Source organism: Leisingera sp. ABM4_101, assembly GCF_056158725.1.
In genome coordinates this window covers 2579706-2601266 of record NZ_JBSWTV010000002.1, presented here as the reverse complement: position 1 = coordinate 2601266, position 21561 = coordinate 2579706, and the positions used below count along the sequence as shown (strand labels likewise).

Here is a 21561-nt window from a genome sequence, read left to right as displayed (position 1 = left end):
GATGAGTATCCTTGAAGTCAAAGACGTGGGGAAACGGTTCGGCGGCCTGCAAGCGCTGTCCGAGGTGAACCTCAGCGTTAAGGAAAACTCGGTCCACGCGATCATCGGACCGAATGGTGCAGGCAAGTCGACCCTCTTGAACTGCCTGGTGGGCAAGCTGATCCCCGACACCGGATCGGTGATGTTCGACGGCCAGTCAGTGCTGGGCCGCGCCCCTTATGAGATCAACCAGATGGGTATCTCCCGCGTGTTCCAGACGCCTGAGATCTTCGGCGATCTGACGGTGCTGGAGAACATGATGATCCCCTGCTTTGCCAAACGGGACGGCGCGTTTGAACTGAACGCCCTGTCCGCAGTGCTGCAACAGAAGGACATTCTGGAGAAGGCCGAGCACATGCTGGAAGAGATGAACATGGCGGACAAACGGCACATGCATGCCGCCGCCATGTCCCGCGGCGACAAGCGGCGGCTGGAGATCGGCATGTGCCTGAGCCAGGAGCCGCGTCTGCTGCTGCTGGACGAGCCCACCGCCGGCATGGCGCGTGCCGACACCAACAACACCATCGACCTCTTGAAACAGATCAGCGACGAGCGGGACATCACTATCGCGATCATCGAGCACGACATGCATGTGGTGTTCAGCCTCGCCAACCGGATCACCGTGCTGGCTCAGGGCACGCCGCTGGTCGAGGACGATCCGCAAAACATCCGCGGCAACCCAAAGGTGCGCGAAGCGTACCTGGGCGAGTCGGCGTAAGGAGGAACCAAGATGAACGTCAAACCCGATTTCTCCAGGAACGCCAATGTGGCCTCCACCGCGCCAGCCTTCCTGTCGGTCTGGGATGTGCATGCCTACTACGGCGAGAGCTACATCGTGCAAGGCATCAACTTCAACGTCCACGAGGGCGAGATCCTGGCGCTCCTGGGCCGCAACGGTGCGGGCAAGACTTCGACCTTGCGCTCCATTGCCCGCACCGGTTCACCTATGGTGACCCGCGGCGAGATCTGGCTGGACCACAAGCCGCTGCACAAGATGACCTCCTACGAGGCCGCCGCCGCGGGCCTGGGCCTGGTGCCGGAGGATCGCCGCATCATCCCCGGCCTGACGGTCGAAGAAAACCTGCAGCTGGCGCAGATCGCCCCGCCGATCGGCTGGTCGCTGGAGCGCCTCTACGACCTGTTCCCGCGTCTGGGCGAACGCCGCAAACAGGAAGGCGTGACACTGTCGGGCGGCGAGCAGCAGATGCTGGCGATTGCCCGCGCCCTGGCCCGCGACATCAAGGTGCTTTTGCTGGATGAACCCTATGAGGGCCTTGCCCCGGTGATCGTGGACGAGATCGAAAAGACCCTCATCCACATCAAGGAACAGGGCATGACCACCATCATCGTCGAGCAGAACGCGGTGCGTGCGCTGGAGCTGGCCGACCGCGCGGTGATCCTGGATACCGGCGGCATCGTCTTTGACGGCACCGCTGCCGAGGTGCTGGAAAACGAAGAGCTGCGCGCAGAATACCTGGCGATCTGAAGAATTCATCTCCGTCGTGCCGGCCACCCGCGTGCCGGCACTGGCAGACTGGGCCGGCTCTTTTCAGAGCTGGCCTCTTTTTTTGCCGCCGGCCCGGGATGCCTCCCGGAACCCCTTGTTTCCCCGCCATAAACGCAAGTTATACACCGCAGATTTCCGGCCCCTTCTGCCCTGCCGCCTATTCTGAATGTCCGCCCTCCCCCCAAAATCGCTGAGACAGCCCGCGCTGACCGGCGCAGGCCAATCACACAGCGAAAAAGGACATGACCATGCACGCTTCTGTAAAAATTCTGGCCCTTGCCCTCACCCTGCCCGCCGCTGCGGCGCTCGCCTCGGAAACATCCATCAGCCCGGACACCGAAACCAAGATCAGCGATCTGCTGACCGGCCAGGGCTTTCAGGTCACGGAGATCGAAGCCGAAGACGGCATGTTCGAGGCCGAAGCCACCAAAGACGGCAAAGAATACGAGTTCCTTCTGAACCAGCAGTTCGAGGTCGTGAAGATCGAAGAAGACAACGACGACGACTGACCGCCACAGACCAGGTACATCCCGGGGCCGGCATCCCTGCGCCCCGGGCAACAGGAGGCTGACATGCAGAAAACATATGTCTGGGACCCGATGGTGCGGTCGTTTCACTGGCTGCTGGCGGCCGGGTTTGCCGCCAATGCGTTGCTGACCGACCCGGACGGGACCCTACACCAATACATCGGCTATTTCATCGCAGCGCTTGTAGGCCTGCGCGTGATCTGGGGGCTGATCGGCAGCCGCTACGCGCGGTTTGCCAGCTTCCCGCCGGATGCCCGCGCCGCGGCAGGCCAGCTGACAGAAATCGCCACCAGCCGGACCAGCCGCCACACAGGGCATTCTCCGCTGGGGGCTCTGATGATCTACAATCTGCTGCTGACGCTGCTGGCTGTTGCGCTGACAGGCTGGCTGGCGGCCAGCGTGATCCCAGCCGCTGGCTGGCCGGAAGACCTGCATGAGGCGCTGGTTTCCTGGGCGGAAATCTCGGTTCTGCTGCATGTGGCGGCGGTGCTGTTCGAAAGCCGCCGCACCAAAGTCAATCTGGCGCGCGCCATGGTCACTGGCTACAAAGAACTGCCTGCAACCGACACGGAGCCTGCGCAATGACACCGAACCGGCAAGACCCGGCCAAACCCTGGATCCTGATTGCCGTCATCGCCGTGCAGGCTCTCTGCGCGGCGGTGTTTCTGGGGGACATGTTCGCCGACCTTTCCGGCATGGAGGCAGGCGAGGCGGAGCAGGGCGAAGGCGCGCATGCCTATATCGAGGGCGTGGCGGCGGTGGCCCTGCTGGCCGCCATCGTGATCGAGACCCGCATCCTGATGTGGCTGTTGCGGCGCAAGGCGCATCTGGAGGACAGCCTGAATTCGGCCCAGGCCGCAGTTCAGGAAGTGATCGACGCGGAATTTGCCAACTGGAGCCTGACGCCGGCGGAGCTGGATGTCGCGACCTTTCTGGTCAAAGGCCTCAGCACCGCCGAAATCGCTGCCATGCGCGGCAGTGCCGAGGGCACGGTCAAGGCGCAGCTCAACGCGATCTACCGCAAATCCGGCACCAGCAACCGGGCCGAACTGATGAGCCTCTTGATCGACACTATGATGGGCCAGCGCCCGGCGGCAGCCGGCGGCGGCTCTGCCCGCACTGCCTGAACGGCCCTCACAGCATTTTGCGCAGTTCCGTCTTCAGCACCTTGCCGTAGTTGTTCTTGGGCAGCGCCTCGATGCGCAGATAGGCCTTGGGGCGTTTGAACCGGGCAATCCTGCTGTTGCACAGTTCGTCCAGCTCTGTCTCCGGCGCATCTCCGACAACAAAGGCCACCACTTCCTCGCCCCAGTCCGCATGCCGCCGCCCCACTACCGAGACCTCGCGCACGCCTGGATGCATCAGCAGCACCTCCTCTACCTCGCGCGGGTAGACGTTGGAGCCGCCGGTGATGATCATGTCTTTGGACCGGTCCTGCAGCGTCAGGTAGCCGTCTTCATCCATCACGCCCATGTCCCCTGTCATCAGCCAACCCTTCACCAGCGTCTTGGCCGTGGCCTCCGGGTTCTGCCAATAGCCCGGCATCACCGCATCGCCGCGCACCATGATCTCGCCATGGCTGCCCGCCGGCAGCAACTCCCCCTCCGGCGAACCGATGCGCACCTCGACCATGCTTTGCGCCCTGCCGACGCTGGCCAGCCGTTCCTTCCACCGCGGATGCCTGCGGTCCTGCACATCATGGCGCGGCAGCGCGGTGATCGCCATCGGGCATTCGCCCTGGCCATAGACCTGCACAAAGACCGGGCCGAAATGCTCCACCGCCTCCATGATGTCGGCCACATACATCGGCCCGCCGGCATAGACGACGGTGCGCAGCCCCTCGCCCTTGCGGTCCAGCCGTTTCGCCTCAGCCGTCATTCTGGTGACCATGGTGGGTGCGGCAAACATATGGACACGGCCAAAATGCGCGGCCAGATCAAAGATCTCTGCCTCGTCGAACCCGCCGGACACCGGGCAGACATGCGCGGCCCCTGCCAGCACATGCTGGATCGCATAAATCCCGGCGCCGTGGCTCATCGGTGCTGCGTAAAGCGCATGATCCTTCGCGCTCACCTGATCCACATCGGCAAAATAGGCGATGGCCATGTTCACCAGCATCCGGTGGGTGATCATCACACCCTTTGGCCGCCCGGTGGTACCCGAAGTATAAAACAGCCAGGCCAGATCGCCGGGCGCGCGCGACACCGGTTCCGCCACCGGCTCCGCCTGCAACGCCTGTTCGTAGTCCGCACCCGTAATGTCGACGCAGCGGACCTGAGCCTCACCAGCTGCGACTGCCTCTGTCAGACCAGGCGAGGTGAACACCAGACCGGCACCAGAGTTTTGCAGGATGAACTCCGCCTCCTTGCCGTGCAGCTTGGCGTTGACCGGCACGGCCGCCGCGCCTGCGTACCAGATGCCGTAAAGGGCAATCAGATAATCCGGGCTATTCTTCATGAAAATGCCAACCCGGTCGCCGGGCTGGACATTCTGCGCTTGCAGCCAGCCCGCAACGGATGCCGCCCGGGCGTGGAAGCCAGCATAATCCGCGACCAGCTCCTGCCCGTGATACAACGCAGGCCGAGCGCCATCCGCCGCTGCCATCCGCTGCAGCCAAACTGCCAAGTTCATATGCCCATCCTCTCCGGCTTGCCCCGCAGCGCGCAACGTGGCACGCAAGGACAAGCCACTTCAATTCCGAAGAAATACCCGGGTAGACCTACCATATGAGCGATCTCGCCTTTGACCATGCCCCTGTGGGCCTTGCCGTGCTGGAACGCCGCGTCATCACCCGGTGCAACCTGCAATTCGCGGCGACCTTTGGCGGCGCGCCAGCCGATTACACCGGCATGCTGATTGCCGAGCTGTATCCCAGCCAGGAGGATTTCAACCGCATCGGAGCCCTGCTGCAGCAGCCCGAGGCGCAAAGCGGCAGCTACAGCGACGAACGCATCATGCGGCGCCGGGCCGGCGGATTGTTTTGGTGCCGGGTACGCGGCCGCTCGGTGACACCTGAGGCACCGTTTCAGACCGGGATCTGGTCCTTTGCCGATATCTCAGACGACCGCCCCGTGGTCTCCCTCACTCCGCGCGAGCGCGAGGTGGCGATCCTCACCTGCAAGGGGCTGTCAGCCAAGGAAATCGGCAAGCAGCTGGACCTGTCTTACCGCACCGTGGAAAGCCACCGGGCGCATCTGCTGCAGAAATTCGGAGCCCGCAAGCTGCCGGAACTGGTGGCCAAGCTGACCGGCATGCCGCTCTGAGGCAATTTTGCGGCGGGCAATTGCAAATCCGTCAATCTGCCTCCATGTTACGCCAAGCATCGACAGCGCTTTCCTTGCGGTAATCCTTGCCCTATAAGCGCGCTAATTTCCTGCCTGCCGGGCTTTTCGGGCCTGGGCGGGCATGTCGGAACCGGCTGAGGACAATATGACAAACAAATCTCACGAAGCGGATGTGGCATTCATCAAGGCGCTGGCGGAACTGCTGCGCGACAACGATCTGACCGAACTGCAGGTCAAGCGGGAATACGGCGAGGAGGACAGCCTGAATGTGCGTGTCTCGCGTCAGACCGCCATGGCTGCTGCACCGGTTCAGGTTGCCGTGCCTGCCGCCGCTGCCGCCCCTGCCCCGGTTGCAGCCGCTGCTGCGCCTGCTGCCGCACCGGCCCCGGCTGCAGCTGCCACCGACGATCCTGCCAGCCACCCCGGCGCCGTGACCTCGCCGATGGTCGGTACCGTCTATCTGGCACCGGAACCCGGCGCAGCCGCCTTCATTTCCGTTGGCCAGCAGGTCAGCGAAGGCGACACCCTGCTGATCGTCGAAGCCATGAAGACCATGAACCACATCCCGGCGCCGAAATCCGGCACCGTGAAGCGCATCCTGGTCGAAGACGGCGCAGCCGTTGAATTCGGAACCCCCCTGGCCATCATCGAGTAAGGATCTGCCATGTTTGACAAGATCCTGATTGCCAACCGCGGCGAGATCGCACTGCGCGTGATCCGTGCCTGTCGCGAAATGGGCATCAAGTCGGTGGCGGTGCATTCCACCGCCGACGCTGACGCGATGCACGTGCGCATGGCCGATGAATTGGTCTGCATCGGCCCGCCGTCGGGCGCCCAAAGCTATCTGTCGATCCCGGCCATCATCTCCGCCTGCGAGATCACCGGCGCCCAGGCGATCCACCCGGGCTATGGCTTCCTGTCGGAAAACGCCAATTTCGTTCAGATCATCGAAGACCACGGGCTGACCTTCATTGGCCCCTCGGCTGAACACATCCGCATCATGGGTGACAAGATCACCGCCAAGGAAACCGCCAAGAACCTCGGCATCCCGGTGGTTCCGGGCTCCGATGGGGGCGTGCCGGACCTGGCGTCGGCCAAGAAGGCCGCAGCCGACATGGGCTACCCGGTGATCATCAAGGCCACCGCCGGCGGCGGCGGCCGTGGCATGAAGGTGGCCGTGAACGAGAAAGACCTTGAGGTCGCCTTCTCCACCGCGCGCTCCGAAGCCAAGGCCGCTTTTGGCAATGATGAGGTTTACATGGAGAAATATCTCCAGAAACCGCGTCACATCGAAGTTCAGGTCTTTGGCGACGGCAAGGGCACCGGCATTCACCTGGCTGAACGCGACTGCTCGCTGCAGCGCCGCCACCAGAAGGTTTTTGAAGAGGCCCCCGGCCCCTGCATCACTCCGGAAGAACGCGCCCGCATCGGCAAGATCTGCGCCGACGCCGTGGGCAAGATGGGCTATTCCGGCGCGGGAACTGTCGAGTTCCTTTATGAGGACGGAGAGTTCTACTTCATCGAGATGAACACCCGCCTGCAGGTGGAGCATCCGGTGACAGAGGCCATCTTTGGCGTCGACCTGGTGCGCGAGCAGATCCGTGTGGCCGAAGGCCTGCCGATGTCCTTCACCCAGGACGACCTGGAGATCAACGGCCACGCCATCGAGGTGCGGATCAACGCCGAGAAACTGCCGAACTTTGCCCCCTGCCCGGGCAAAATCACCGCATTCCACGCTCCCGGCGGGCTGGGCGTGCGGATGGATTCGGCGCTTTATGACGGCTATTCGATCCCCCCCTATTACGACTCGCTGATCGGCAAGCTGATCGTGCACGGCCGCGACCGGACCGAGGCGCTGGCGCGTTTGAACCGCGCCCTGGGCGAGCTGATCATCGATGGCATCGACACCACCGTGCCGCTGTTCCACGCGCTCTTGCAGGAACAGGACATCCACACCGGTGACTACGGCATCCACTGGCTGGAACGCTGGCTGGAAGAAAACACGCCGGGTTAACACCTCACGGGGCGCGCGCCATTGGCAGCGCCCCGTTTTACATTTGCCCCCATTTCCCGTTTATACTGACCGGCACCATGAGCTTGACTGCGGATCTCTTGCTGCACGCCTATTCCGCCGGTGTTTTCCCGATGGCCGAACACCGCGACGACCCGGAAGTGTTCTGGGTCGACCCCAAACGTCGGGGAATCCTGCCGCTGGACGGTTTCCGCATCTCCCGCTCCCTCGCCAAGCGCATCCGCAACGGCGGGTTCGAGATCACCGTGAACCGGGACTTTGCCGGCGTGGTTGACGGCTGCGCCGACCGGGCAGAGACCTGGATCAACAGCGAAATCCGGGACCGTTATCTGGACCTGCACATGATGGGCAACGCCCATTCGCTGGAAGTCTGGCATCAGGGAATGCTGGCCGGCGGCACCTATGGTGTCTCGCTGGGCGGCGCCTTCTTTGGCGAGAGCATGTTCTCCCGCAGCCGCGACGCCTCCAAGGTTGCCCTGACCTATCTGACCGACCGGCTTGTGCAGGCGGGCTTCACCTTGTGCGACACGCAGTTCCTGACCCCGCATCTGGCCTCACTGGGCGGAATTGAAGTCACCCGGGCCCGCTACCGCGCGCTGCTGCGCGAAGCCCTGTCGAAAGATGCGGATTTCATGCAGCCCGCGGTGCCCGCGCCTCAGCTGCTGCTGCAGCGCATGACCCAGACATCATAACGGTTGTGGTCCAGCGCGTTCAGCGCCGGGCTGGAAGCAATCATCCAACCCTGAAAATGCGTCGCGCCATCATCCGGATTGCGTACGGTCAGATAAGCAAAAGCATCGCCCGTCGGATTCTCTGCCGGGTAGCGGCAATCTGAAACCGTCACCAGCAGCCCGAACAGCTCAGCACTGGCCCCAATCGCTACTTCGGCGTCCATCGTGTGGCCGTTGACCTTGTCCAGCGCCCGCAGCACCGCAGCATTTCCCTGCGCCGCCTGCTCCTGCCCCCAGGCTGGCAGCGCCAGAACACAGGCCGTCAGCGCAGCAGTCAGACGCATCAAGATTCTTCTCCGCCGCCCGCAACGAATTTGACCAGCAGCGAAATCAGGCTGACCGCGCCCTGGGTATCTTCAATCTCGTCGCCGGTCTCAAAAGCAAATGGCGATCCGCCAGGCATGATCTCCACGAAATTGCCGCCCAGCAAGCCCTCGGAGGAAATAACCACAGCGCTGTCATCCGGGATCTCGATGCCTTCCTTCACGGAAAACACAGTATCCGCGCGGAATGTCTCAGGGTTCAGGCCAACCCCAGTGACCGTGCCGATCTTGACGCCGGCCAGCCGCACGTCGGTGCCGACGCTGACACCTTCCAGCGACCGGAAAGAGGCGTTCAGATCATAGGTGGATCCGCCCTGCGACAGGCCCGCTGCCTGCCCTGCATAGACGGCAAAGGCAACTGCCGCGGCCAGAACGACACCGCCGGCAAAAACTTCGGTAGGGTTATGGGACATGAAATCAGCCTTCTGGCAGATGTTTTACTCGGGCACCCAGGCCTCATAATCGCGGCGCTCTTTCGGGGCACCGCCTGCACGGATGGAGCCCGCCGGGGCATAAGCCATCATAGTGCCGGTCAGGTTTTCCTGATGCGGCTTTTCCCAGGCCTTGTGCTTCAGCGGCTTTTCGCTCGGCACCTCGTCAAAGGTCCGGTGCAGCCAGCCGTGCCAGTCGGGGCTGACACGGGATGCTTCCACTTCGCCGTTGAACATCACCCAGCGCTTGCTGTCGTCCGCATTTCGGTAGAACACGTTGCCCTGATCATCCTCACCCACCTTTATGCCCTTGCGGGCGGTGAAGATCCGGGTGTTCAGGGTGGAGCCGTTCCACCAGGTCACGGCGCGCAGAAGTGTGTTCAGGATTCCCATGGGTGCCTCCGGATTTTTGCGTCTTCGATATGGCCCAATTTCCCGCCAAGGTCCAGTGGCTTGCGCCTTGGGCAGCCCGGGACCTGGCGGGATTTGGCAGATTTACCTCAGCGGCCGCTGCGCCGCTGGCCCGTTCAGCTTTCAGCAGGCGCCAGCGCGGTCAGTTCGATCTCGATGCGGAACTTGGGATCAATCAGATTGCATTCCACCATGGTCGCCGCCGGAGGGTTGGCGCCAAATGCTTCTGCCAGGACCGGCCAGCAGGGTTCGAACTCAGCTGCATCCGGCAGATAGTAGTTCACCCGCACCGCATCGGAAAATCCCGCGCCCGCCTTCTCCAGCGCCGCGCCAATGGTTTCCAGCGCCGATTTGCACTGGGCCACAACATCGTCGCCCTGCCCCACGGTGCCCGCCACATGCACAAACCCGCCGGCCACAACAGCCCGGCAATAGCCAATCTTGGCCTCGAATTCTCCCCCGGAGGAAATCCGCTTGATCACTGCCCTCTCCTTCCTCTTGCCAAAAATATCCCGGGGGCGCAGCGGCCTGCCGCTGCGGGGGCAGAGCCCCCATCCAACCGTCCCCCAAAAACAAACGGCGCGGAAAACACCGCGCCGTCTGATCTAAGTCCTCTCCGCTCAGCCCGCTGACGCCGGCTCTTTCTCGGCATCCGCATGGATCATCAGCGGCTGCGCCTCCGAGGTCACCGCCTCCTCATTGACAACCACCTTGGTCACGCTCTCCATGCCGGGCAGGTCAAACATGGTATCCAGCAGGATGTCCTCCATGATCGAGCGTAGGCCGCGCGCGCCGGTTTTGCGTTCGATCGCCTTGCGGGCAATCGCCTTCAGCGCCTCGTCGGTGAAGTCCAGCTCGGTGTCTTCCAGCTCGAACAGGCGCTGGTATTGCTTGACCAGAGCGTTCTTGGGCTGGGTCAGGATGATTACCAGCGCGTCCTCGTCCAGATCCTCCAGCGTTGCCAGAACCGGCAGACGGCCAACAAATTCCGGGATCAGGCCGAATTTCAGCAGGTCTTCGGGCTCCAGGTCCTGGAAGATCTCGCCGACGCCGCGCTCGTCATTGTCGCGCACATCGGCGCCAAAGCCCATCGCCGAGCCCTTGCCGCGCTGCGCGATGATCCGGTCCAGACCGGCAAAGGCACCGCCGCAGATGAACAGGATGTTGGTGGTGTCCACCTGCAGGAACTCCTGCTGCGGATGCTTGCGCCCGCCCTGCGGCGGCACCGAGGCCACGGTACCCTCCATCAGTTTCAACAGCGCCTGCTGCACGCCCTCGCCCGACACGTCGCGGGTGATCGAGGGGTTTTCCGACTTGCGGGTGATCTTGTCGACCTCGTCGATGTAGACGATGCCGCGCTGCGCCCGTTCGACGTTGTATTCGGATGCCTGCAGAAGCTTCAGAATGATATTCTCGACATCCTCGCCCACGTAGCCCGCTTCGGTCAGCGTGGTCGCATCCGCCATGGTAAAGGGCACATCCAGGATCCGCGCCAGCGTCTGCGCCAGCAGCGTCTTGCCGCAGCCGGTCGGGCCGATCAGCAGGATGTTCGATTTCGCCAGTTCGATGTCCGAGCCCGCCTTCTGCGCGTGGTTCAGACGCTTGTAGTGGTTGTGCACGGCAACCGACAGCACCCGCTTGGCCGTGGCCTGGCCGATCACGTAATCATCCAGCACCTGGCAGATGTCCTTGGGCGTCGGCACGCCGTCGGTAGCCTTCAGCCCGGAAGCCTTGGTCTCCTCACGGATGATATCCATGCACAGTTCAACGCATTCATCGCAAATGAATACGGTGGGGCCTGCGATCAGCTTGCGCACCTCATGCTGGCTCTTGCCGCAAAAGCTGCAATAAAGGGTGTTTTTGCTGTCGCCGCCTGAATTCGTCGCCATGGTCTACCTTTCAGTCCGCCCGGTCCGCTGCGCCCGCACTGCGGGGCAATCCAACTTTCTGTCAGCTTAAGCCAGTGCTTAGGCCGCCACAATGTGAAAGTGCGCCCCAATTTGAACCCGGGGCACACAGCTGTTCACAACCGCAGGCGTCAGGCCTGCTCGTCATCGCCCTTGGCGCGGTTCTCGACGATCTCGTCGATCAAGCCGAATTCCTTGGCCTCTTCAGGCGACATGAAATTGTCACGCTCCAGCGCATCCACGATGGTGTCATATTCCTGGCCGGTGTGCTTGACGTAGATCTCGTTCAAACGCTTCTTCAGCTTCAGGGTTTCCTCGGCGTAAATCATGATGTCGGTCGCCTGGCCCTGGAAGCCGCCCGAGGGCTGGTGCACCATCACGCGGGAATTCGGCAGCGAGAAGCGCATGCCCGGCTCACCCGCGGTCAGCAGCAGCGAGCCCATGGATGCCGCCTGGCCGATCACCAGGGTTGAGACCTTCGGCTTGATGTACTGCATGGTGTCATAGATCGACAGGCCGGAGGTCACGACGCCGCCAGGGCTGTTGATGTACATCGAGATTTCCTTGGACGGGTTTTCCGCCTCAAGATGCAAGAGCTGCGCCACGATCAGCGAGCTCATCCCGTCGTGCACCGGCCCGTTCAGGAAAATGATCCGCTCCTTCAGCAGACGGGAAAAGATGTCATAGGCCCGCTCGCCCCGGCTGGTCTGCTCAACCACCATCGGGACCAGGGTGTTCATGTATGTTTCTCTGGGATCAATCATTTCGACCTGCCTGCGTTGTTTATGTCCGGCACCATACCCGACGGAGTGTTACCTAAGTCTTAGTATCGCCCCTTTTGACCTGCAAGAGGCGGCAGGCATTTTCACGATGACGCAAACCTGTATCTGGTGTCGCAATCTGCTGGAACGCTGTCGCTATTCTCGGGCTGCTTTCTGCGGCAGGCCCTTAGGAAGCAAAATTAAGTCCGAATTCCGCCTGGTGCTTTGCCCCGGGTGCTGCGCTGGGGTCCCGCCATGTCCGATGACAGCTTCGTTCAGAAAGGCGCCGCCGCCAATCTCGCCGTCCCGTTCGAGGGCGAGCCGCAGGATTTCTATTTCCTGCTGCTGCCCAAGGCGACCATGCTGCCGGTGGCTGCTGCAATCGAACCTCTGCGCATTGCCAACCAGGTGACCGGAACCCGGCTCTACCGCTGGTACATCATGACAGAGGACGGCCAGCCGGTGCGCTGCTCCAACGGCATGGTGGTGACGCCCGACACGCCGCTGCAGCCGCTGCCTTCGGATTCGCTGGGATTTGTTTGCGCAGGCGTCGAGCCGCACAGTGCCGCCAGCGAGGTCACCCTGAACTGGCTGCGCCGCGAAAGCCGCTTTGGCCGTTCCATCGGCGGCATCTGCACCGGCGCCTTTGCGCTCGCGCAGGCGGGATTGATCAAGAACCACAAGTTCACCCTGCACTGGGAAAACCAGCCAGGCTTTCTGGAAAGCTACCCGAGCCTGGAACCTTCTCCCAATATCTTCGAAATCTCGGGCCCCCTGATGACCTGCGGCGGCGGCAATGCGGCCACCGACATGATGCTGCACCTGATCGAGGAACGCCACGGCAAGCAGCTGGCGATCATCGTTGCCGATATGTGTCTGCATGTGCGCTCCGGCGGCCAAGCGGCGCCGCAGAAGTCGAACTACGCGGTTGCCATCGGCAGCCGCAACCAGCGCCTGCTGAACGCGCTGCAACTGATGCAGGAATCAATCGAGGAGCCGCTGTCGATCGGCGAGCTGTGCGACCGTCTCGACATCTCCCGCCGCCAGCTGGAACGGCTGTTCTCGCGCTACCTGAACCAAAGCCCGATGCATGTCTATTTCGACATGCGCCTCAGCCATGCCTTTGCGCTGATGAACGAAACCTCGATGAGTGTCACCGAAATCGCACTCGCCTCAGGCTTCAATTCCGCCACCCATTTTTCGCGCCAGTTCAAACGCAAGTTCGGCGCCTCGCCGCATTTCTTCCGCAAGGGCTGGAGCTGACGGCCCCGGTTTGATCCAGCGCAAATCGCACCAGGCCCAGGCCGCGTAAAGGAGCACCTCAAATCCTCCTTTACGCCAGGCCCGACTGATGACCACCAAGCGATCCGAACTGCTAATGCCCGCGGGCAATCTGCGCAAACTGAAAATGGCCATTCTCTATGGCGCCGATGCTGTCTACCTCGGCACCCCCGACATGTCCCTGCGCACTAAATCCGAGTTCACGCTGGAGGAAGTGATCCAGGGCGTGGAATTCTGTCACAGCCATGGCCGCCGCGCGTACCTCACCCTGAACCTGTTTTCGCACAACAAGGACATCCCCAAGCTCGATGAATACATCGAAACCGTCCGCAAGGTGCGCCCCGACGGGCTGATCATCGCGGATCCCGGCGTGTTTCAATACGTGAAAGACCGCGCGCCCGAGATTCCGCTGCATGTCTCTACCCAGGCCAATATCTGCTCCTGGCTGTCGGTCAAGTTCTGGCAGGACCAGGGCGCCGATCTGGTGGTTCTGGCGCGCGAGGTCTCCTATCCCGAGTTGGCCGAAATCCGTGAAAAATGCCCTGATATCAAGCTCGAAGCCTTCGTGCACGGTGCCATGTGCATGACCTACTCCGGGCGCTGCCTGCTCTCCAACTTCATGGCCGAGCGCGGCGCCAACCAGGGCAATTGCGCCAATTCCTGCCGCTGGAACTACGGTGTGCGGATGCGGCTGAAGGACGGCACCGTGCAGGAGCTGGACATCAATGAGACCAACGCGGATATGTTCGAGTTCCTGCTGGAGGAAGGCTGCCGCCCCGGTGAGCTGATGCCGATCGAGGAAGACGGCCGCGGCTCCTACATCCTCAATTCCCGCGACCTCTGCATCATGCCGAAGCTGGACGACTACCTGAAGATCGGCGTCGACAGCCTCAAGGTCGAAGGCCGCGGCAAATCGGAATACTACGCCGCCATCGTGGCCCGCGCCTACCGGATGGCCATCGACGACTACTACGCCGACCCCGAGGGCTGGGACCCCAAGCCCTATATGCGCGAGTTGGAGGCAGTCGGCAACCGCGGCTACACGCTGGCCTTCCACGATGGGCGCCTGAACAACCTGGCGCATGATTACGAGCACACCGCCAGCCTGGCCCAATGGGAATACGCAGGCGTTGTGACAGAAGTGACTGACGACGCCTTCCAGGTTCTGGTCAAGGCCAAGCTGACTGCCGGCGAGGTGCTGGAGTTTGTCTCCCCCATCGCCCGGGAAACCGTGCTGCTGCGGGTCTATGACTTCGAGGCCGCCAAAGACGGCAGCCGTACGGAAGCGGTGCACGGCAGCACCCAGACCGTAATCCGCCTGCCCTTTGCCCTGTTTGACCACGAGAACATCGAGGCGCTCAAGGCCCGCTTCCCGGCATTTACCGTCCTGCGCAAGGAACGCGCGCTGACTGAGGAACAATGGAACCGCATCCGCTTTGACAAGATGACACAAGCTCTTGAAGTCTCAGGCAAAAGCAACCCCAAGGCCTACGCCCGCCGCCGCGACGCCCTGGCGGACAGCATCGCGCAGGACAGCAATGAAAAGCGCTTCAAGACCAACCGCGTCGGCACCGAGGGCTGCTGCGGCAAGGGCTGCAACGGCTGCCTGATCTTCTGGCAGGATCCGCAATACGAACTCGCCCGCACCGCGCTGCAAAAACGCAAGCAGGGCGAAATGCTGAGCCGCTCCGAAGCTACCGAACTGAAACGGGCCGCTGGCGAAAGCGTGTAAAAAAGGGGCGCCACCGGGCGCCCCTTCAAATCCCGCCGCCGAAGGGTCTATTGCGAATAGGACTGCAGATAGGCAATCACAGCCTCAATATCGCTGTCCTTCTTCAGCCCGGCAAAGGACATCTTGGTCCCCTTCATGTATTTCTTCGGCTTCGCCAGAAAGGCCGCAAGTTCGGCCTCATCCCAAACCAGCCCGCCTTCCGCCGCGGCGGCCATCGCCTTGGAATAGCGGAACCCCTCGGCATGGCCAGCAGGCGCGCCGACAATGCCATTCAGGATCGGCCCGGTCCTGGATTTGGCGCCCTCGCCCACCTGATGGCAGGCCTTGCACTTCTTGAAGGTCTTCTCGCCCTTCGCCACCAGCGCCGGATCCAGTACAGCCGCCATTTCAACAGGCGCCTCCGCCTCTGCTGCCGCTTCCTCAAACGGCGCAGCTTCAGCAGGCGTCGCGGCGCTTTCTTCCTCCGGTGTCACGTCCAGCACCATGGCCCGCATGGTGATCTCCACGCTTTCCTTGCAGTTCTCCATGCAGGGCGCCGGATTCCAAAAGTGCTTTTCTGCCTTCAGCCGGTCATCCAGGATGAAGCCTTCTGCATTGGGCAGTTCGACTTCCGCAAAGGTCTCGTCCGACAGTACGAACTCATCGTCCACCAGATCGTTGGAATAGAGGATATATGCCACGATGGCATAGACCTCATCCGGGGTCAGAGACTGCGCATCGCCAAAGGGCATCGAGCGGTTCACATAGTCCCAGGTGGTCGACAGATACGGCCAGTAGCTGCCCACGGTTTTCAGCGGATCATCATGGTCCAGAGTGTCCTGCCCGCCAGCCAGCTTCGGCCAATTGCCGACGCCCTCGGCAAAGTCCCCATGGCAGACGGCGCATTTTTCGGCAAAGACCTCCTCGCCGGTGAACACATCGCCCGAACCTGCAGGCAGGCCGGTGCCGTCGGGTGCCACATCCAGATCCCAGGCGGCGATTTCCTCCGGCAAAGCGGGGCGGCCAAGGCCGAATTTCTCCGCGGCAACGGGCGAGACAACCGCCATAGATAAAACAGCCGCTGCAACAATGTTCCGCCTGGCCGATAGGCCGGGCAGCGCCCGCCCCTCCCCACGGGAGGGCGCTTTCGCCCCCACCCAGGCTCGGGCGCTGCCCTCAGTGGGTATCGTCAACACTTCAAGAAACCTCGACATTTTCCGCCTCCCCATTTGCCTTGACCCACCAGGTCTGGATGGCGTTGTTGTGATAGATCGAATTCAGCCCCCGCACCTCGCGCAGCTGCGCCTTGGTGGGCTGCACGTAACCGGTGGAATCCTTGGCCCGGGCTTGCAGCAGCATCTCCGAGCCGTCCCAATTGATGTCCAGATAGAACCGCGTCAGCGCCTTGTCCGTGCCCGGCGCCGCCAGCCGCGCCTCCTGCCAGCTCTTGCCGCCGTCCAGCGACACATCCACACCCGTGACCGCGCCGCGCCCCGACCACGCCAGGCCGGAGATCACCAGCGGCCCGGGCCCCTGCTTGATCGGCGCCTGCGGGCTGGGGCTGGTGACGACGGATTTCGCATCCATCTCCCAGGTCCATTTGCGGCTGACGCCATTGGCCAGCGTATCGGTGTATTTCGAGGTCTCCTCGCGGCTTTCGACCGGCTGGTCCATGACCTCAACCCGGCGCAGCCATTTCACCCACATATTGCCTTCCCAGCCCGGCACTACCAGCCGCACCGGATAGCCATGCTCCTTGCGCAGGGCCTCGCCATTGGCTTTGAAGGCGACCAGCACATCGTCCATCGCCTTCTCCAGCGGGATCGAGCGCCCGTTTGACGACGCATCCGCGCCCTCCACATAAACCCATTTGCCTTCAGGGCTGACACCGGCCTCCTGCAGCAGCGTCCGCAGCGAGACCCCGGAGTATTCCATATTGTGGATCATGCCATGGGTGAACTGCGCTCCGTTCAACTGCGCGCCCGCCCATTCCATACCGGAATTCGCCGCGCACTCGCAGAAATAGACCCGGTTCTCGCGCGGGAAGCGCTCCAGGTCCTCGTAGGTGAACACCAGCGGCGTCTCGACCAGCCCGTTGATCATCAGCCGGTAGTCTTCCTTGCGCAGCTCGATGGCGCCGGAATGATGCCGTTCAAACGCACAGCCCTGCGGGGTGATCGTCCCGTCCAGCGCATGGATCGGCGTGAAGTTGATCGAACTGATGGTGTCCGCAGTCAGCCACTCCACATTGCGGCGCACCACATCGTTTTCGTACTGGATCGGCAGCCCATAGGGCGTGGCATCCACCCCCTCGCCCAGACCGCTGGCCCACTCCTGCACTTCGGTAATCAGCGGATCGGGCGTGGCCGCCTTGGCGGCACCGGCGGCCACCGCCCCTGCCCCGGCAGCCGCCGCTCCGGTCAGGAACTGGCGGCGCGAGGGCGCCGTGCTCTTGGCGTCGTCACTCATATCTCATTGCCTCCTCACATAGATAAATTCACGTTCGTGAATTCAACTGCGTAAAATTTTTTAGCTTATCCCCGCCGGAGCGGGCGCTGTTTAAGCGCCCGCCACCTGCACGGAGGTGTTCGGGTTCAGGGTCACGGTGCCAAGCTTGCGGATATGATCCTCGACCACATCCCAGATCATCGGCCCCTCGGTGCCCTCGTTCACGCTGGCCCAGCCGGCCACCACATAGGATTTCGCCGGATCAATCGCTTCGCCAGTCTTCAGCAGCGTCATTTCCGTGATCCGCTCGCCCTGCGGCTTGGTGATGTCGATCCGGTAGCCCATGCCGCCGATCCGCACCATGTCGCCGCCCTGCTGGTAATAGGGATCGGGGTTGAAGATGTTGTCGGCCACATCCTCCAGAATCACCTTGATGAACTCGCCGGTCATCTCCGACCGGTAGGCCTGCCCGTAGGACATCGAGGTCACGTTCCAGATGTCCTCACGCGTGATGTCGTCGCCCGGCACCAGCGACGGCCCCCAGCGCACGCCGGGCGACATGGCGATATCCGCCTCCCGCTCGCTCAGCAGCGCGTCGCAGATCAGGTCGTCCCAGGTGCCGTTGAAGTTGCCGCGGCGGTACAGCAGCGTATCGGTCTGGCCGATCACCTCCTCCAGCTGCGCTTTGTAGGGTGCGCGTTCCGCCTCGATCAGCTGCGCCACCGCCGGGTCCGGCGCGATCACATCCGAGAACACCGGGATCAGCTTGTGCCGCAGCCCCATCAGCTGGCCGTCGCGCACATCCAGGTCCACGCGGGAGACAAATTTGCCGTTGGAACCCGACGCGATGATATGGGTCTTGCCCACCAGCACCGGCTCCGGCAGCGCGTCATGGGTGTGGCCCGACAGGATAACGTCGATGCCCTGCACCTTGCCCGCCATCTTCTTGTCAACGTCGAACCCGTTGTGGCTGAGGACCACCACCAGGTCGGCTCCGGCCGCGCGGACCTCATCCACCATGGCCTGCATGTTTTCGTCACGGATACCAAAGGAATACTCCGGGAACATCCAGCCCGGGTTGGCAATCGGCATATAGGGAAAGGCCTGGCCGATCACCGCCACCTTGGCCCCGCCGCGCTCAAAGAACTTATAGGGTTTGAACAGCTCGGCAGGCTCATCCCATTCAGCATCAAAGATGTTCTGCCCAAGTGCGGCAAACGGCAGGCCCTCGACAATCTCATTGACCCGCTCGGACCCCAGCGTGAATTCCCAATGGAAGGTCATCGCATCCGGCTTCAGCGCGTTCATCACATTGACCATGTCCTGGCCTGCCGTGTGATGGCAGGTGTAGGAGCCATGCCAGGTGTCGCCGCCATCAAACAGCAGCGCATCGGGGCGGTCGGCGCGGATCGCATTGATGATGGTGGCCATCCGGTCCAGCCCGCCGACACGTCCATACCCCTTCGCCAGCGACGAGAAATCATCATAGGTCAGCGCATAGGCCGAGGGGCTGCCGTCTGCGATGCCATAAGCCTTACGGAAGTCGGCGCCGGTGATATGCGGCACATACCCCTTGTTGCCGCCGACACCCAGATTGATCGACGGCTCGCGGAAATAGATCGGCTTCAATTGCCCATGAATATCCGTCACATGGATCAGGCTGATATTGCCAAAGGTGTCAAACTCCAAGAGCTGGTCCTGGGTCAATGACTGCTGCGCAGCCAGCCGCGCCCAATTGCCAAAGCCTGACGCCCCCACCATGGCGGATGCCGCCATGGAAACCTGCAGAAAATCGCGGCGCGAGATCATGTGTACCGGTATCCTGTGTGCTTGCGCGACATATTCGCACAAATGAATGTTTCAAAAGAGACACGCCCCGCACCTGGCAACAGGCGCGGGGCGCAAAGATCAGTTGCGGACGGAAGGCGCTTCGACCGACAGCCCGTTGCCGCGCGACGCGACATAGAGCTCCAGTGCGACGAAGTCCGCCGAACCCGGCTTGTAGGTCTCAGCCCGGGTATCGCGCACGCAGCCCTTAAAGCGCGCATGGGCAGTGTTCAGCTTGGTGTTCTTCAAGCGGTACACCGGGAAGCCGTTGATATGGCCCTGGCTCAGGTGGTCGGCGCGGATCATGTTGCCATAATTGTCCTCATGGCAGTTCGCGCAGGACAGCTCCAGCTGGCCGGTGCGGGTGTAGTACATTTCCTTACCCTTCTCCCAGGTGGACTGGGCCGGGCCGTCGATAGCCACGTTCACCGGCATCCCGCGGGACTGGACCGAAATCAAAGCCTCCATCGCGGCCATCTTGCCGCCGGAGTATTTCCACTTCTCGGCGCCCATCTGGTTTTCGCGGCAGTCGTTGATCTGCATGTTCAGGGTGCGGACCTCGCCGGCGGCGTCGCTCCACTTGGGATAGACAGCACGCACGCCTTTCATGCTTTCCTCGACATCATCGTGGCAGGAAGCGCAGGATTTGCCCTCGGAGCCTTCGACAGTGTTCCAAGCATCCAGAGCCTGATCGACAAAGATCATTGCCGGATTTTCAAAGTCGTCCATCTGCAGGGCCTGGGTTTCATCCTTGCGGAAGTGCCAGCCCGACATAATCTCATCAACCGCATCCGCGATATGCGCAGGCGCGGCGGCTTTGGTGACCATCTCGATTTCCTCGTTGACCACCAGCTTGTCGTCATCGGGGCCTGCACCTGCCGCCATAGGCAGCGCCAGCACAGCGGCAATTGCTGTGATTGCCTTTTTGTTCATTCCCTGTCCTCCCTTGGGTGCCTGCCCTGCCCGGATCACACCGGACAGGACGCGTGCCTGAGATCCGGAACGGATCAGCCGATGGCGATTTTCTTCTTGGTGTCGTAGACCGAGCCGTCGTCGTCATACCAGGTGAAGACAAATTCACCGGCTTCCGGCACGACAGCGTCGAACTCGAAATAAGGGTTGGTGGAGATCGCGGGCTCCATCGCGACGTCCAGCACCGTCTCGCCATTGAAGGCGCAGGTGAAGCGGTTGATGATCGAGCGCGGGATCAGATTGCCCTCTTTATCCTTGCGCTGGCCGCTTTCCATCTTGTGGCTGATCAGGGTCTTGATGGTGACCGTATCGCCGGCAGCGGCTGTTTTCGGGACCTTGACGCGGGGTTTAACACCGGATGCCATGTCTTTAATTCTCCTTAAGAATTCCGTTTGACGGGCGGACGGGCTCAGCCGCCGCAGCCGCCGATGGTAACCTTGACGGTGGCGCTTGCCTTGGCGAATGAGCCATCGGCCAGCTTGGCAACCGCAACCACGTCCTGGGTTCCCGCCAGGCGGATCCTGGTGGAGGCGGACTGCTGCGCCGCACCGGGGCCAAAGTTGAAGGTCGCCACACCCGGCTCCGGGTTGCCGGTGGCCAGCACCAGGATTGCGGTGGCGCCAGGCGCCTCGACCGAGATCGGCACGGTGTTGCCGTTTTCAGCAATCTCAGGCGCGTTCAGGGTGACACCGCCCTCGGCCATATCGGCCCCGCCGGTAAAGGCAGCGATCCGGTCGTCTGCGGCCGCGTTCACCTGGAACGGCAGCACGGTAACCACGGCAGCACCCAGGCCAAGGGCCAGGGTCTCACGGCGTGAGAACTCCATCATATCTCTCCTATAAATTCACTTCGGCAGCGGCGCGCGGGATGCCCCCGCCCGGTGCCTCACTCTTCTTTCAGCGTCGCCAGGAACGCGACCACATCTTCGATCTCCTGCGCCGTCAGGATCGGCGGCAGCGGCTCGGCCCCGGCTTTGCCGGTATAGGCGTCGCCCGGGCGGGTGAAGCCATCGACCTTGTAGAAGGCCGGCATCATGGTGCCCTCGAACGTCATCTTGGCATTGGCCACCAGGCCGCGCAGTTCTTCCTCGCTCCAGCGGTCGCCTGCACCGTCCAGCGACGGGCCGATCTCGCCATGGAACGGCACATCGGCAAGTGCTGTCACCTGATGGCAGGCCACGCAGTTGCCCTTGGACTTGGTGCCTGCAATCACCGCGCCGCTGGCGGCATCGCCCGCAACCCCGGTCAGCGAGGCGGCAATCTCGCCGTATTCGCCATACTGCACCGCTTTCGGAGCAACCTCGCCAGCCCAAGCCGCGGCACCCGCCAGGCTCAGCGCCAGTGTCAGAGATGTAAGCTTCATGTATCCT

General features: G+C 62.4%; 25 protein-coding genes. 11 read left to right on the top strand and 14 right to left on the bottom strand.

The window, feature by feature from the left end; all coding sequences use genetic code 11:
• Position 1: 1 nt before the first annotated feature.
• The 5 genes from ACXAEK_RS13900 (at position 2) to ACXAEK_RS13880 (ending at position 3200) form a co-directional block, all read left to right on the top strand.
• Positions 2–757: an ABC transporter ATP-binding protein gene (locus tag ACXAEK_RS13900; protein WP_475042738.1), complete on the top strand. Its 756-nt coding sequence runs from the start codon at positions 2–4 to the stop codon at positions 755–757.
• Positions 758–769: 12 nt separating this feature from the next.
• Positions 770–1525, top strand: a complete 756-nt coding sequence (locus tag ACXAEK_RS13895) for an ABC transporter ATP-binding protein (RefSeq protein WP_475042736.1) — start codon at positions 770–772, stop codon at positions 1523–1525.
• 269 nt (positions 1526–1794) lie between these two features.
• Positions 1795–2055 (top strand): PepSY domain-containing protein, encoded by a 261-nt coding sequence (locus ACXAEK_RS13890; protein WP_475042734.1) that lies wholly within the window; start codon positions 1795–1797, stop codon positions 2053–2055.
• A 63-nt stretch (positions 2056–2118) separates the two neighbouring features.
• A complete protein-coding gene (locus ACXAEK_RS13885; RefSeq protein WP_475042733.1) occupies positions 2119–2658 on the top strand; it encodes a cytochrome b/b6 domain-containing protein in 540 nt (179 codons plus the stop codon).
• The gene (locus ACXAEK_RS13880) at positions 2655–3200 is read left to right on the top strand and encodes a helix-turn-helix transcriptional regulator (protein WP_475042731.1); all 546 of its coding nucleotides are present in this window, start codon (positions 2655–2657) and stop codon (positions 3198–3200) included. Before ACXAEK_RS13885 ends, ACXAEK_RS13880 begins: the two co-directional genes overlap by 4 nt.
• A gap of 7 nt (positions 3201–3207) precedes the next feature.
• On the opposite strand, the gene ACXAEK_RS13875 is transcribed toward ACXAEK_RS13880, so the two are convergent.
• Positions 3208–4704: a class I adenylate-forming enzyme family protein gene (locus ACXAEK_RS13875; RefSeq protein ID WP_475042729.1), complete on the bottom strand. Its 1497-nt coding sequence runs from the start codon at positions 4702–4704 to the stop codon at positions 3208–3210.
• 95 nt (positions 4705–4799) lie between these two features.
• Here ACXAEK_RS13875 and ACXAEK_RS13870 point away from each other — a divergent pair, with 95 nt between their 5' ends.
• From ACXAEK_RS13870 to aat, 4 genes are all read left to right on the top strand, one after another.
• Positions 4800–5336 (top strand): PAS domain-containing protein, encoded by a 537-nt coding sequence (locus tag ACXAEK_RS13870; protein WP_475042727.1) that lies wholly within the window; start codon positions 4800–4802, stop codon positions 5334–5336.
• Positions 5337–5502: 166 nt separating this feature from the next.
• The gene (gene accB, locus ACXAEK_RS13865; protein WP_475042725.1) at positions 5503–6012 is read left to right on the top strand and encodes an acetyl-CoA carboxylase biotin carboxyl carrier protein; all 510 of its coding nucleotides are present in this window, start codon (positions 5503–5505) and stop codon (positions 6010–6012) included.
• Positions 6013–6021: 9 nt separating this feature from the next.
• Positions 6022–7371, top strand: a complete 1350-nt coding sequence (gene accC / locus ACXAEK_RS13860) for an acetyl-CoA carboxylase biotin carboxylase subunit (RefSeq protein ID WP_475042724.1) — start codon at positions 6022–6024, stop codon at positions 7369–7371.
• Between the two features lie 77 nt (positions 7372–7448).
• The gene (gene aat / locus ACXAEK_RS13855) at positions 7449–8081 is read left to right on the top strand and encodes a leucyl/phenylalanyl-tRNA--protein transferase (RefSeq protein ID WP_475042722.1); all 633 of its coding nucleotides are present in this window, start codon (positions 7449–7451) and stop codon (positions 8079–8081) included.
• On the opposite strand, the gene ACXAEK_RS13850 is transcribed toward aat, so the two are convergent.
• From ACXAEK_RS13850 to ACXAEK_RS13825, 6 genes are all read right to left on the bottom strand, one after another.
• A complete protein-coding gene (locus ACXAEK_RS13850) occupies positions 8045–8404 on the bottom strand; it encodes a DUF2155 domain-containing protein (RefSeq protein ID WP_475042721.1) in 360 nt (119 codons plus the stop codon). The two genes, aat and ACXAEK_RS13850, sit on opposite strands and share 37 nt — an antisense overlap.
• Complete coding sequence (gene mlaD, locus ACXAEK_RS13845) at positions 8404–8856, bottom strand: outer membrane lipid asymmetry maintenance protein MlaD (protein WP_475042720.1); 453 nt, start codon at positions 8854–8856, stop codon at positions 8404–8406. The genes ACXAEK_RS13850 and mlaD overlap by 1 nt, the downstream gene beginning before the upstream one ends.
• A gap of 24 nt (positions 8857–8880) precedes the next feature.
• On the bottom strand, positions 8881–9267 hold the full coding sequence (locus ACXAEK_RS13840) for an NADH:ubiquinone oxidoreductase subunit NDUFA12 (protein ID WP_475042719.1): 387 nt from the start codon (positions 9265–9267) through the stop codon (positions 8881–8883).
• Positions 9268–9401: 134 nt separating this feature from the next.
• Positions 9402–9767 carry a RidA family protein gene (locus tag ACXAEK_RS13835; protein WP_475042717.1) on the bottom strand — a complete coding sequence of 122 codons (366 nt, stop codon included), beginning with the start codon at positions 9765–9767 and terminating at the stop codon, positions 9402–9404.
• 138 nt (positions 9768–9905) lie between these two features.
• Positions 9906–11174, bottom strand: a complete 1269-nt coding sequence (clpX, locus tag ACXAEK_RS13830) for an ATP-dependent Clp protease ATP-binding subunit ClpX (protein ID WP_475042716.1) — start codon at positions 11172–11174, stop codon at positions 9906–9908.
• A gap of 149 nt (positions 11175–11323) precedes the next feature.
• Positions 11324–11956 carry an ATP-dependent Clp protease proteolytic subunit gene (locus ACXAEK_RS13825; protein ID WP_475042715.1) on the bottom strand — a complete coding sequence of 211 codons (633 nt, stop codon included), beginning with the start codon at positions 11954–11956 and terminating at the stop codon, positions 11324–11326.
• A 252-nt stretch (positions 11957–12208) separates the two neighbouring features.
• On the opposite strand from ACXAEK_RS13825, the gene ACXAEK_RS13820 reads away from it, so the two are divergent.
• Together ACXAEK_RS13820 and ACXAEK_RS13815 are read left to right on the top strand one after the other, a co-directional pair.
• Positions 12209–13216, top strand: a complete 1008-nt coding sequence (locus tag ACXAEK_RS13820; protein ID WP_475042713.1) for a GlxA family transcriptional regulator — start codon at positions 12209–12211, stop codon at positions 13214–13216.
• A gap of 88 nt (positions 13217–13304) precedes the next feature.
• Positions 13305–14966 carry a peptidase U32 family protein gene (locus tag ACXAEK_RS13815; protein ID WP_475042712.1) on the top strand — a complete coding sequence of 554 codons (1662 nt, stop codon included), beginning with the start codon at positions 13305–13307 and terminating at the stop codon, positions 14964–14966.
• A 47-nt stretch (positions 14967–15013) separates the two neighbouring features.
• On the opposite strand, the gene ACXAEK_RS13810 is transcribed toward ACXAEK_RS13815, so the two are convergent.
• The 7 genes from ACXAEK_RS13810 to soxX form a co-directional block, all read right to left on the bottom strand.
• Positions 15014–16012 (bottom strand): c-type cytochrome, encoded by a 999-nt coding sequence (locus ACXAEK_RS13810; protein ID WP_475042710.1) that lies wholly within the window; start codon positions 16010–16012, stop codon positions 15014–15016.
• Positions 16013–16142: 130 nt separating this feature from the next.
• Complete coding sequence (gene soxC, locus ACXAEK_RS13805) at positions 16143–17414, bottom strand: sulfite dehydrogenase (RefSeq protein ID WP_475042709.1); 1272 nt, start codon at positions 17412–17414, stop codon at positions 16143–16145.
• A gap of 90 nt (positions 17415–17504) precedes the next feature.
• Positions 17505–19202 carry a thiosulfohydrolase SoxB gene (gene soxB / locus ACXAEK_RS13800; RefSeq protein ID WP_475042708.1) on the bottom strand — a complete coding sequence of 566 codons (1698 nt, stop codon included), beginning with the start codon at positions 19200–19202 and terminating at the stop codon, positions 17505–17507.
• Positions 19203–19301: 99 nt separating this feature from the next.
• Positions 19302–20153 carry a sulfur oxidation c-type cytochrome SoxA gene (gene soxA, locus ACXAEK_RS13795; RefSeq protein ID WP_475042707.1) on the bottom strand — a complete coding sequence of 284 codons (852 nt, stop codon included), beginning with the start codon at positions 20151–20153 and terminating at the stop codon, positions 19302–19304.
• A gap of 74 nt (positions 20154–20227) precedes the next feature.
• Positions 20228–20557 carry a thiosulfate oxidation carrier complex protein SoxZ gene (gene soxZ / locus ACXAEK_RS13790; protein ID WP_039130330.1) on the bottom strand — a complete coding sequence of 110 codons (330 nt, stop codon included), beginning with the start codon at positions 20555–20557 and terminating at the stop codon, positions 20228–20230.
• Positions 20558–20601: 44 nt separating this feature from the next.
• Positions 20602–21018 (bottom strand): thiosulfate oxidation carrier protein SoxY, encoded by a 417-nt coding sequence (gene soxY / locus ACXAEK_RS13785; protein WP_039130332.1) that lies wholly within the window; start codon positions 21016–21018, stop codon positions 20602–20604.
• 59 nt (positions 21019–21077) lie between these two features.
• Positions 21078–21554, bottom strand: a complete 477-nt coding sequence (gene soxX / locus ACXAEK_RS13780; protein WP_475042705.1) for a sulfur oxidation c-type cytochrome SoxX — start codon at positions 21552–21554, stop codon at positions 21078–21080.
• Positions 21555–21561 lie beyond the last annotated feature (7 nt).